The sequence below is a fragment of the Helicobacter salomonis genome, from assembly GCF_017979425.1.
Lineage (GTDB): Bacteria > Campylobacterota > Campylobacteria > Campylobacterales > Helicobacteraceae > Helicobacter > Helicobacter salomonis.
Genome location: NZ_JAERIS010000004.1, coordinates 65,264 through 76,472, shown reverse-complemented (window position 1 = coordinate 76,472; position 11,209 = coordinate 65,264). Strand labels below are relative to the sequence as shown.

The window sequence follows — 11,209 nt, the reverse complement described above, 5'->3', positions numbered from 1 at the left end:
ATGCCTTAAAATAATCCTTATTCACGCCCACTCCATTGGCATACATCCAACCCAAATTATTACAACCCAACCCTCTGCCACCCCCCCCATGAGTGATCGCATTACTCCTCCCATTGTCGCTCAAGATGCATTGAGCGCGGGGATTGTAGCGGTCAAGAGAGGAGATTATCAAGGAGCATTTAGACTCTTTGCCAAATCTTGTGATCAAGGTAATCCCGCCGGCTGTTTTGCGGTGGGCACCATGTATGAAAATGGTGTGGGCATTCAAACAGATGTGGACAAAGCCCAACGCTATTATGAAATGGGCTGTAGTGGGGGCGATGCGAGCGCGTGTGCGAATTTAGCCCAAGTCTACGACTCCAAAAAACAAGCCACTTTAGACGATAAAGAGAAGGCCGCCCAGCTCTATGCGGTGGGGTGCAGTGGTGGAGATGTGTTGGCTTGTAATAATTTGGGTTGGATGTATGCCAATGGAGTGGGCGTGAATAAGGATTATTTTAAGGCATTGGAGTATTACAAATATGCTTGTGAGAGGGGCAGCGATCTAGGTTGCTATAACTTGGGACTCATGTCCAATGTCAAAAATATCTATGGGATTGATAAGGCTAAACTTAGCAATGTGGATCTAAATTATCTGGCTTGCAATGCGGGGGACATCCAAGGTTGTGCTAATTTGGGTTGGATTTATGCGCATGGGGCCAAGGGTGTGCCAGTGAATAATTTTTTTGCAGCCAAATATTTTGAGCGTGCCTGTCAGGGAGGTAATCTGTCGGGCTGTAATAATTTAGGCGTGATGTATCAGAAGGGTTTGGGTGTGCCCCAAAATGACCAGCGCGCCCTGGACCTCTTCTCTTATGTGTGCAATTACGGCCTGCAATCAGGCTGTGACAACTATGGCACTTTTAAAGAAAAGCTACTCCGCTCCAATCCCAATTATGGTCGCTTGTTCATGTCCGTCGAGCGTTAGCCTAAAATTTTAGGCACAAGAAAATACTCCCCCTGAGTTTGGGGTGCGTGGCTTAAAATGTCCGATGGAATGGAAGAGTTGTGCGTGGGGGCATCAGGTCTTAAGGGCGTGGGGGGTTGTTGGAGTGGTGGGGTGTTTTCCAAGTCTAGGGTGTCTAAAGTTTCCATGAAAGCAAGGATTTCCTCTAAATGTTCCTGGAGTTGGGGTTCATCCATCTCTAGCATCGAGAGCTGTGCGAGCTTATGGAGTAGGGGTTGATCAATGCGCATAAACATCCTTTTTAGAGCGATTGTAGCATGTCTATGGAGAAAAACAGAAAGGTTAGAATGCAGTTTATTTATTCTAGCACGCGGGAATTAGACACGCGAGCGCAAGAAAAATTTAATTTAAGTGCAGAGATTTTAATGGAAAATGCTGCTATGGCACTCCAACAAGCCATTGCAAAACACGCCCCCACGCGAGTGCTGGTGGTGTGTGGGAGTGGGGACAATGGAGGAGATGGTTACGCACTAGCGCGTCGCTTGCAGGGAAGTGTTTATAAAGTGAGTTGTTATGCCCATAAACCCCCCAAAAGCCCGCTTTGTCAGCTGCAATATGAGCGGGCTTTGCGTGCAGGAGTGCGCATGTTGGAGAGTATTGAGCCCTATGAGATGGTGTTAGATTGTCTTTATGGCTCAGGCTTTAAGGGGGAACTTAAACCTGAGGATCAAGCTTTAATCACGCGCTTGAACACGATGAGTGGGGTAAAAATTGCCTGCGATATACCCAGCGGGCTAAATTCACAAGGATACACAAGCACATTGGCTTTTAAAGCAGATACCACCGTTAGTATGGGCGCACTTAAAAGTGCTTTGTTTAGCGATGTGGCTAAGGATTTTGTGGGAGAAATTGTAGTGGGGGATTTGGGCGTGGGGCGCGCACTCTATGAAGAGCCTAGCGATCTCTTTTTGCTCGAAGAGAAAGATTTGATCTTACCTCTGCGTTCTAAGCACAATGTGCATAAGGGCTATTTTGGACATGTGGGCGTGTGGGTGGGGGCGCAGAGAGGAGCGGGCTTTTTAGCAGGCTTAGGGGCACTCAAGTTTGGAGCGGGCCTAGTGAGTGTGTTAGGGGATAGTACGCTTGCAGAACACAAACCTTTAGAGCTCATGTATGCGCACAAGATTCCCCCCCAAGCAAATGCTTTTGTAATAGGTATGGGTATGGGCACACCTCCACCCTGTTTAGATGCCATGCTAGAGCAAGCTCCTTGTGTGTTGGATGCAGACATGTTTTATCTGCCCAATTTCAAAGAGATTTTAGAGAGCTCTAGCCAACTCGTGCTTACTCCACATCCTAAGGAATTTACAAGTTTACTTAATGCAGTGGGCCTTAAAGTAGAGTTATCTCAGGCATTAGAATCACGCCTAGAATACCTGCAAGCCTTTAGTGATGCTTATCCACATGTCATAGTGCTTTTAAAGGGGGCTAACACCTACATCGCTCACCATGGCCAGATTTATATCAACAATTTAGGCACGCCCTCCTTGGCTAAAGGGGGAAGTGGAGATGTGCTAGCAGGCATGGTGGGGGCACTGCTTGCGCAGGGTTATAGCCCTTTAGACTCTGCACTGAATGCGAGTCTTGTCCACGCATTAATCGGGCGCGATCACCCACACTCTTACGCACTTACACCCCTTGATCTGATCGCATCTCTGAGTCATAAGGGAGTTTAATGCAAGCACTTAGCACCCAAACTAACTCTTTTTTATTCCAAGATGACAATCTACTGGAAATGGAGCGCAGTGTTCTAGTGGCGATTTTAGAGGGGAAACGCTACGAAGAGATGGCCTCTGTGCTCAAACCCCTAGATTTTCTCTACCCTGCCCACCGCTTGTTTTTTGAATTATGCACCCAACTTCACCAACAAAATTTACCCATCTGCCCGAGCGCGATTCTCAAACAACTCTCCAAAGATCAAGATAAAGAGAGCTTGATGCAGGTGATGGCAAGTACACCCATTGCCTATTTAGAACCCTATGTAGAAGCGATTAAGCAAGCTTCCACCAGACGCGCTCTGCTCAAAATATCCCTAGATGTGCGCGAGCAGTGTATGACAGAGCGTCCCAGTCCGCAAATCTTAGATATGCTAGAACGCGAACTTTACGCCTTGTCCATGCAAAATGTGCGGGGGGGGTTTAGAAATGTCAAAGAGGTGGCGCTCAACACTCTACAGATGATCGAAGAAGCCAAATTACGGGGCAATAGCCAAATGTTGGGCTTGGACACGGGGTTTTTTGAACTCAACAGAAAGACAGCAGGGTTTCAAAAGGGGGATTTGATCGTGGTGGGCGCGCGCCCTTCGATGGGCAAGACAAGTTTTGTGCTCAACATCGCCCAAACCACTCTGAATCACAATCAGGGTGTGGCGTTTTTTAGTATGGAAATGAGCGCCGAACAATTGATGTTACGCTTACTCGCGGGTGCTACCAACATTCATTTACACGATTTGAAATTTGGTAGATTGAACGATCAGCAATGGGAAGAACTCACGCAATGCGTCCAGAACATGCAAACAAAACTCTTATTCATTGACGACACCAGTATGCTCACACTCGAGCATGTGCGCTCCAAATTGCGCCAAATGAAGACCGACCAACCCGAGATTGCCATCGCTATCTTGGATTACCTCCAACTCATGTCTAGCAACCGCACCGAACTCGCCCGTCATGCCCAAATTGCTGAGATTTCAAGAGGACTCAAAATTCTGGCCCGTGAGCTAGAGATTCCCATTGTCGCCTTAAGCCAGCTCAACCGCTCGCTAGAAAGCCGCGAAGACAAACGTCCTATTCTCTCCGATCTCAAAGAGAGCGGGGCGATCGAACAAGATGCCGATCAGGTGCTCTTTCTCTACCGCGATGAGGTTTATAAACATTATGCCCAAAAAAATCTATTGGCCAAATTGCGCAAAGAAGGCAAGGACGAAGAGGTAAAAAAACTCGAAGCACAATTCAATGCCCAAAAACAAGAAAATTTTCGTCAAAACCAGGGCGTAGAAGATGCTGAGATCATCTTAGCCAAAAACCGCAATGGAGATATTGGCACGATTAAAGTCGCGTTCAATGGGGCTTACACGCGCTTTGAGGATCGTATAGACGCCCCTCAAAGAGAAGAAAAAGAGACTAATTTCACCCCTACCCCTCAAGCCCCCATGGTCCAAGCCCCTATCGATATACCCAATCCCAATGGCGATCACTATCCTTTTTGACCTTCTCTAAACAATCACCCTTCCAGCTCTCCTTACTCCAAAGCACGCGCGAGTGGCTTGTTGTGTTGGGGGTTTTATTCTGTGTGGGAAGTATGAGCTTGTATGTTAAATACACCCAATACCAGCATTTCAAGGCTAAAAAGCCTGTGAGCTTACACGCCCAAGTGCGTCTGCAATATTCCAAGCTTGATTCACAGGGACGATCCTACTTTGTTTTACAGCTCAAGGACGCGTGGGGCAATGTCTTTTATACCACCAGTAAGGAAAATCTCAAAGACCTCAGCTACGCCTTTGTGCGCGCCTATGGTAAAATGGCCACCTCTTGCTCTTTTTTCCAATTCCTTAAATCCTGCTATTTCCACACGTTTTACCTTGCCCTAGAGTCTACCAAGGACACCCAATCGCATTTGCGCACCTTCATCAACGCCCAGCACACAGACGCGCGCATGGGTAATTTCTATAACACCCTCTTTTTGGCTCAGCCCCTAGACAAGCCCACCAGAGAGTTAGCCATGCGTCTGGGGATCAGCCATATCATCGCCATTAGTGGGTTTCATTTGGGGATTTTAGGCGCGTTTTTTTATGCCCTACTCTTTCTACCCTACAGATTCCTACAACAACGCTATTTCCCCTACCGCAACGCCCATTATGATTTAGGCGTGTGTGTCTTTGTCTTGCTCTTTGGGTATTTAGTGTTACTAGACTTCCAACCCTCTTTTTTGCGCGCCTTTGTGATGGCGCTCTTGGGTTTTGGACTTTACTATTGCGCGCTACACCTTCTCAACTTCACCCTGTTAGGCTTAGCGATTTTGCTTTGTCTAACCCTTTTTCCAAACTTGATTATTAATACGGGCTTTTTACTCTCTGTGTGCGGGGTATTTTATATTTACCTCTTTCTCAAACATATTCCCCGATTTTACATGCCCCTATATGCCCTATTTTTCAACACCGCGCTCTTCATATGTATGCTCCCCATAGTGCACGCCTTCTTTACCCCCTTTAGTCTTTATCAACTCAGTGGGATTATTCTCAGTTTTGTCTTTGTGATCTTTTTCCCCTTAAGTTTAATCTTGCACGCGCTTGGCTGGGGGGCTCTCTTTGACCCCTATCTCTTAGCTGCCCTTGAGTGGCAAATCCCCAGCATCAATTACCACACGCCCCCATGGTTTCTTATGCTCTATCTAGGGCTCTCATTGCTAGCCATGCGCTCTAAATACGCCTATAGGGGGCTGTATCTGACCAGCGGTGGGTTGTTTATCATATTGGCGTGGCGGGTGTTTTAATGAAATTCAGTTATAATGAAGAATTTGGAAATGAGGTAAAGCATGTGGGCTAGGATCAAGCTATTTGGTGAGCTTGTCGCACTAGAGCATACAATCTTTTCAAGCATGTTTATTTTAATTGCCATTGTGGTGGCTAGCGTGCAACGCTATGCTAGTCTGTGGTGTGGGCCTGAGCTTTTATTGCTCTGTTTGCTAGCCCTGCTAGGGGCGCGCAATTTTGCCATGGGCTTTAACCGCTTAGTGGATCGTAAATTTGACAAGGCTAATCCGCGCACACAAAGCCGCCCCAGCGTGGATGGACGCATTCAGCTTGGGGGTTTAATCCTCTTTTGTGTCCTAAACGCCCTGCTCTTTGTGGGTGTGAGTTATGCGATCAATACCCTAGCCTTTGTCCTCTCTTTCCCTTTTTTATTAATCTTAGGGGGATATTCTTACATGAAACGCTTTAGCACGCTAGCCCATGTAGTTCTGGGGGTGAGCTTGGGGCTAGCCCCCATTGCCGGGGTGGTAGCCGTATTGGGAGAAATCCCGCTTTGGAGCGTGTTTTTAGCCTTAGGTGTTGTCTTTTGGGTGGCTGGCTTTGATCTGCTTTATTCTCTGCAGGACATGGAATTTGATAAGCGCGTAGGCTTGCATTCTGTGCCGGCCAAATTTGGCGCATCCAAGACCTTAGCCCTCTCTCGCACTGCCCACCTCTTAGCTGTGTTGTGTTGGTATGGATTTGTGTGGAGTGCACATTTAAGTTGGTTGGCTTATGGTGGGGTGGGGGCATCTGCGTGGATTTTGATCTACGAACAGCTCTTAGTGCATAAAGATTTTAAAAACATTCCCAAAGCTTTTTTTGTGAGCAATGGCTATTTGGGTGTGGTGTTCTTTGTGTTCATTCTGCTAGATGGAGGGGTGCGCCTGTATGCCTGAGTTAAATTTAGAGAGCTTTAAGGAAATTTGCCACCAACATGGGCATTTTACCCGCTTGGTGCGCTGTGCGATCTCGCTAGAATACGCCCCCTACGATCCCTATTTTGAGGAAGAGTATCTCCAGCTAGGCCAAGGCGAATCCCTGCGCCCTTGGGAGAGTTTAAGCCATGGCAAGGATCAGGACGCGATGCTTTTTAAGGCGTTGAGCGATATTTATGACAAACTCATGCGCATTGAGCAGGCTTTAGAGATTAAGCAGAGGCATTTTATCCCCTTAGAGTCTCAAGGCCTCTTAGAGGTGCTAGGGCATGGGGTTTTAGGTGTGCGCGATCCCTTGTTTGAGTCCAATCAAGAGTATTACTTGCGTTTTTCTTTGCCCAGTGCGCCTTATCGTGTCTTTGCTCTGAGCGCGCGCGCTTTTGATGCCAAACTTTTAAAAGTAGCGCGCATGCACCCTGCCCACATTAAAGAAATGGATAGCTATATTGCCGCCCAAGAATTAGCCACTCTGAAAGGTTTAAAAACATGCAATTAGGATCGAATGAATTCACTTGGATCATCACGGGGGTGGTGCTCTTGATTTTCTTATGCTTGATCGCCTATAGCTACATCAAGGATAAGGAATTTGTGAGCAAGACCAAGCAATTAGAAAAAGCCCTGGACACAATCAACCAAGAGATTTACAAAATCCGCAAGTGGATTCAAGAAAGCCAGATGCAGGCTGAGTTTAACGCCTCCAGCATTGGAGCGAGTGTAAAAAATGAGGTCAATAATAATTTGAACGCGAGCTTGAGCAATCTCTACGCCCACATTAAAGAAATTCAAGATTCGATTCAAAAAGAGCGCGACTATCTGGAGGAAAAAATCATTGTGCTAGAAAACAAGTTTAAGGAATTTGGGCATTTCACCCCCAGCAATGACGATATTGATGAAAAAAAGGTAATCAAGATGTATAAGGAGGGCTGGAGTGTGGATTCCATTGCTAAAGAATTGCGCACGGGCAAGGGCGAGATCGAATTTATTTTAAAACTAGCGGACATGCAATAATGGCGCTCTCTAACACCGCTTCAAGGCTTTTTGGCAAGTTTGCCCATTGTGCTTTTCCTACCCCCATTCAAAAACTTATCAATAGGGTGTATGTTAAAATTTTTAAGATCGACCTAAGCGACTTTGCCCCCCTTGAATCTTACCTTACCCTCAACGCCCTTTTTACCAGAGAACTCAAAACCCCCCGCCCCTTAGATCAAAACCCCCACGCGCTCCTCTCTCCCTGCGATGGCGTGCTCAAAGAGTGCGGACGCGTGCAAGAGGGGCTAGCCTTACAGATCAAGGGCAAGGCCTATCTAGTGGGCGCACTGCTAGGCTCACAACTAGAGGAGTCTTATAGCTATTTTAATTTCTATCTCTCCCCTAAAGATTACCACCGCTTCCACGCCCCTTGTGATCTGCAGATTGTAGAGACGCGCCATTTTTCTGGCTTGCTCTTCCCGGTTAATGAACCGGCTTTAAAAAAGCACCCCCATCTCTTTGTGTGTAATGAACGCGTGGTGGTGGTCGCCAAAGACCCTAGGGGCGCGCTGCTCTACTTTGTGGCCGTAGGCGCGCTCAATGTGGGGCAGATTGTGATGAGTTTTGATCCCAGTATCCACACCAACGCCCCTACCAATCCTCCCCTAAGTATAAAGCGCTACGACCCCCCAATCTCTTTAGATAAAGGGGCAGAACTGGGGCGCTTTGAAATGGGCTCTACCATTGTGCTCTTTGTGCGCGATGGCTCTATGCCCCCAGACACCCTCTACCACAAGGCGTGTTTTGGGGAATTTTTAAGCGCCCTAGACCCTATTGGAGAAGAACATGGATGAGTTGGCTCAAAGCATTAAAAACCTATTAGAAGATTTAGACGCGCTGTTAGTGGCGCATTTTTACCAAAAAGATGAGATTGTAGCTCTAGCTGACATCGTAGGAGATAGTTTAGAGCTGGCGCGCCAAGCCAGCGCGCACCCTAAGAATTTGATCGTCTTTTGTGGGGTGGGTTTTATGGGCGAGAGTGTGAAGGTCCTAGCCCCCCATAAGGAAGTCATCATGCCCAAACTCGCCTGTTGTTCCATGGCGCGCATGATTGATTCTAGCTATTTTGATCGCAGCCTAGAGATGCTAAAGAATTACGGACTCTCCAATCTCTTACCCATTACCTATATCAATTCCAGTGCGCAGGTTAAGGCCAAAGTAGGCGCTTTGGGCGGGTTAGTGTGTACCAGCGCAAATGCCTCTAAAATTTTTACCCACGCGCGCCAAAGGGGGCAAAAAATCTTCTTTTTGCCCGATCGCTGTTTGGGCACGAATTTGGCCCGTCTGCATGGCTTAAAAAGCGCGACTTTGGGCATGGATGAAAAAGAAGCCATCATACAAGCCGATGTGATCAATTACAATGGCTTTTGTGCCGTGCACCAACTCTTTAAACCCAGCGATGTGGCGTTTTTCAAAGAAAAATATCCCGGGATTCTCATCGTAGTGCACCCCGAGTGCGATCCTGGCGTGGTGGAGTTAGCCGATTTTGTGGGCTCGACCAGTCAAATTCTCAAATTTATTAGAAGTCTCCCCCTAGAGCAAAAGGTGGCCGTGGGCACGGAATTTAACTTCATTGGGCGCCTGCGCCCCTCCTATCAGGGCGAGCAAACCACCTTTGTGCTCTCAAGCACACTGCCTGAATGCCCGACCATGAATGAAACCACTTTGCAAGACCTCTTTGAGGTGCTCAAAGCCTATAAGAATCATCGCCCTTATAATTGCGTGCAACTCGATCCCCAAATTGGTGCGCTGGCCAAACAAGCTTTAGATCGCATGATGGAGCTTTCATGAAAGACCCAGCTATTCTCGCCTTTTTAGACGCGTGTTTGCAAGAGGACATCGGATCGGGTGATCTCTTTGAGAGATTGGCAGAACCTAAGGAAGTCAAGGCAGTCGTGATTGCCAAACAGGAGGGCGTATTTTCCGGGCATTTATACGCGGACATGCTCTTAGAACACATGGGCATTAGGAGGGCATGGAATATCCAAGATGGCGCGCCCTACGCCTCTAAAGATATTCTTTTAGAACTTTGGGGAGATTATGCCCTCTTGCTCAAAATTGAGCGCGTGCTCTTGAACATTTTACAGCATTCTAGCGGGATTGCTACCCATACGGCGCGCTATGTCGCCATGCTCAAAGGCTTACCCCTAACCCTCCTAGACACGCGCAAAACTCGCCCGCTTTTAAGGGTGTTTGAAAAGTATTCGGTGCGCAATGGGGGCGCGCAAAACCACCGCTTAGGGCTAGATGATGCGCTCATGCTCAAAGACACGCATTTAGCCCATATTGGGGATTTGCAGGCGTTCATGCGCAAAGCGCGCCAACAGCTTCCATGGACGGCTAAAATTGAAGTAGAGTGCGATAGCGTAGCGATGGCTCAAGAAGTCATGCAAGTGGGCGCGGACATTATTATGTGTGATAATATGAGCGCGCAGGATATTCAAAAAGTGGTCGCTTACCGCAACGCGCATTATCCCTTAGTGCTACTGGAAGCCAGTGGGAATATCACGCAGGAAAATATTTTAGCCTACGCGCAAAGTGGGGTGGATGCCATTAGCAGCGGGGCACTCATCCACCAAGCGGTGTGGGTGGACATGAGTATGAAGCTTGGATCTTGAGGCGTATTTTTTAAAGACCCTGCAGGAGAGTAGGATCACTTGGGGGCTTGGGGATGATGGGGTGTTACTACCCCCTTCTAAGGGAGCGGTGATCGCACTAGATATTTTTGCTCAAAATGTACATTTTAAGTCCGAATGGTTGGGATTTGAGCGCATCGGCTATAAGGCAATGATGGTCAATATCTCCGATATGATTGCCATGAACGCCACGCCCACGCACGCTTTGCTAGGAGTGAGCTTGGATCAGCGCATGGGCAAACAAGACATTAGAGATTTGCTAGCGGGCATGGCGCGCGCATGCACAGAATTTAAAATAAGCATCATTGGGGGAGATACCATAGTGGGGGATCGCCTGCATTTGAGCATCACCATGCTAGGCAGGGCGCGCAAACTCTTAGAGCGCAAGGGCGCGCGCTTGGGCGATTGGATCGCGCACACAGGCGCGCTAGGGCAGAGTTATAAAGCCCTGCAAACTCTGCTTAGAGGGGGCAAAGTGAGCCCTAAAAACAAGTTCATCACCCCGCATTTAAAACATGCGCGCTTTATAGCCAGCGCGCGTCCATTCTTGCAGGCGGGGCTGGATGTTTCTGATGGGTTGTTGAGCGAATGCAACCGCCTAAGCGCGATCAATCGCCTCGCTTTTAAGCTGCACAAACCCCGCACGCGCGCTTATCAAAGCGGAGAAGAATACGAAATGCTCTTTTGTTTTGCGCCAAAGCATTATTTAGCCTTGCGGGCGCGCGCGCGCGCCCATCGCGTGCGTATAAGCGTGGTGGGCAAAGTGTGCAGAGGGCGATCGCGCTACCCCGCGCTAGTGTGGCATAAAAATTAGCGTATCTTACCTATTTGCCTATTTGCGCCGTAAAGCCCCTAGCTTTAGCTATGGGGATATAAGGCGTATTTTGTGCTATAATGTCTTTCGTAGAGTGGGGGCATCCACTCTTGGAGTAGAAGTCGTAAGACCCACTTGTGGGCAGACTTTGATGATACCAGAATCCCCTAGCTTTAGCTATGGGGAGTATGTCAATAACACATGTGCCAAGCAATTTGCTTCTCTACAAGCAGGGCATGTACTAAGGTGTCTAAGTCATTTTGCTGACGTTTTGTG

General features: G+C 47.9%; 12 protein-coding genes. 11 read left to right on the top strand and 1 reads right to left on the bottom strand.

Translation table 11 applies throughout. The annotated features are described in order from the left end of the window. Positions 1-10 precede the first annotated feature (10 nt). Positions 11-967, top strand: a complete 957-nt coding sequence (locus KCO92_RS01845; RefSeq protein ID WP_425591274.1) for a tetratricopeptide repeat protein — start codon at positions 11-13, stop codon at positions 965-967. On the opposite strand, the gene gatC is transcribed toward KCO92_RS01845, so the two are convergent. Beyond that, positions 964-1,236: an Asp-tRNA(Asn)/Glu-tRNA(Gln) amidotransferase subunit GatC gene (gatC, locus tag KCO92_RS01840; protein WP_104695738.1), complete on the bottom strand. Its 273-nt coding sequence runs from the start codon at positions 1,234-1,236 to the stop codon at positions 964-966. The two genes, KCO92_RS01845 and gatC, sit on opposite strands and share 4 nt — an antisense overlap. A gap of 57 nt (positions 1,237-1,293) precedes the next feature. Between gatC and KCO92_RS01835 the strand changes: the two genes are divergently transcribed. The 10 genes from KCO92_RS01835 to KCO92_RS01790 are packed head-to-tail and all read left to right on the top strand — an operon-like array spanning position 1,294 to position 10,933. After that, positions 1,294-2,682 carry an NAD(P)H-hydrate dehydratase gene (locus tag KCO92_RS01835; protein ID WP_104695737.1) on the top strand — a complete coding sequence of 463 codons (1,389 nt, stop codon included), beginning with the start codon at positions 1,294-1,296 and terminating at the stop codon, positions 2,680-2,682. Then, a complete protein-coding gene (dnaB, locus tag KCO92_RS01830) occupies positions 2,682-4,214 on the top strand; it encodes a replicative DNA helicase (protein ID WP_104695736.1) in 1,533 nt (510 codons plus the stop codon). The genes KCO92_RS01835 and dnaB overlap by 1 nt, the downstream gene beginning before the upstream one ends. Next, positions 4,211-5,497 carry a ComEC/Rec2 family competence protein gene (locus tag KCO92_RS01825; RefSeq protein WP_199766182.1) on the top strand — a complete coding sequence of 429 codons (1,287 nt, stop codon included), beginning with the start codon at positions 4,211-4,213 and terminating at the stop codon, positions 5,495-5,497. Before dnaB ends, KCO92_RS01825 begins: the two co-directional genes overlap by 4 nt. 42 nt (positions 5,498-5,539) lie before the next feature. Next, positions 5,540-6,415 (top strand): menaquinone biosynthesis prenyltransferase MqnP, encoded by an 876-nt coding sequence (gene mqnP / locus KCO92_RS01820; RefSeq protein WP_104695735.1) that lies wholly within the window; start codon positions 5,540-5,542, stop codon positions 6,413-6,415. Then, a complete protein-coding gene (locus KCO92_RS01815; RefSeq protein ID WP_104695734.1) occupies positions 6,408-6,950 on the top strand; it encodes a hypothetical protein in 543 nt (180 codons plus the stop codon). The genes mqnP and KCO92_RS01815 overlap by 8 nt, the downstream gene beginning before the upstream one ends. Next, a complete protein-coding gene (locus KCO92_RS01810; RefSeq protein WP_013469791.1) occupies positions 6,941-7,462 on the top strand; it encodes a DUF6115 domain-containing protein in 522 nt (173 codons plus the stop codon). Before KCO92_RS01815 ends, KCO92_RS01810 begins: the two co-directional genes overlap by 10 nt. Further along, a complete protein-coding gene (locus KCO92_RS01805; RefSeq protein ID WP_104695733.1) occupies positions 7,462-8,277 on the top strand; it encodes a phosphatidylserine decarboxylase in 816 nt (271 codons plus the stop codon). The genes KCO92_RS01810 and KCO92_RS01805 overlap by 1 nt, the downstream gene beginning before the upstream one ends. Beyond that, positions 8,270-9,274 (top strand): quinolinate synthase NadA, encoded by a 1,005-nt coding sequence (nadA, locus tag KCO92_RS01800; RefSeq protein WP_104695732.1) that lies wholly within the window; start codon positions 8,270-8,272, stop codon positions 9,272-9,274. Before KCO92_RS01805 ends, nadA begins: the two co-directional genes overlap by 8 nt. Continuing rightward, on the top strand, positions 9,271-10,101 hold the full coding sequence (gene nadC / locus KCO92_RS01795; protein ID WP_104695731.1) for a carboxylating nicotinate-nucleotide diphosphorylase: 831 nt from the start codon (positions 9,271-9,273) through the stop codon (positions 10,099-10,101). Before nadA ends, nadC begins: the two co-directional genes overlap by 4 nt. After that, on the top strand, positions 10,091-10,933 hold the full coding sequence (locus KCO92_RS01790) for a thiamine-phosphate kinase (protein WP_104695730.1): 843 nt from the start codon (positions 10,091-10,093) through the stop codon (positions 10,931-10,933). The genes nadC and KCO92_RS01790 overlap by 11 nt, the downstream gene beginning before the upstream one ends. The last annotated feature ends 276 nt before the right edge of the window (positions 10,934-11,209 follow it).

Excerpts from the sequence above, each read along its gene's own strand:
- KCO92_RS01835 (WP_104695737.1), top strand. The coding sequence starts at position 1,294 with ATGCAGTTTATTTATTCTAGCACGCGGGAATTAGACACGCGAGCGCAA.
- nadA (WP_104695732.1), top strand. The coding sequence starts at position 8,270 with ATGGATGAGTTGGCTCAAAGCATTAAAAACCTATTAGAAGATTTAGAC.
- dnaB (WP_104695736.1), top strand. The coding sequence starts at position 2,682 with ATGCAAGCACTTAGCACCCAAACTAACTCTTTTTTATTCCAAGATGAC.
- mqnP (WP_104695735.1), top strand. The coding sequence starts at position 5,540 with ATGTGGGCTAGGATCAAGCTATTTGGTGAGCTTGTCGCACTAGAGCAT.
- KCO92_RS01805 (WP_104695733.1), top strand. The coding sequence starts at position 7,462 with ATGGCGCTCTCTAACACCGCTTCAAGGCTTTTTGGCAAGTTTGCCCAT.
- nadC (WP_104695731.1), top strand. The coding sequence starts at position 9,271 with ATGAAAGACCCAGCTATTCTCGCCTTTTTAGACGCGTGTTTGCAAGAG.
- gatC (WP_104695738.1), bottom strand. The coding sequence starts at position 1,236 with ATGCGCATTGATCAACCCCTACTCCATAAGCTCGCACAGCTCTCGATG.
- KCO92_RS01810 (WP_013469791.1), top strand. The coding sequence starts at position 6,941 with ATGCAATTAGGATCGAATGAATTCACTTGGATCATCACGGGGGTGGTG.
- KCO92_RS01815 (WP_104695734.1), top strand. The coding sequence starts at position 6,408 with ATGCCTGAGTTAAATTTAGAGAGCTTTAAGGAAATTTGCCACCAACAT.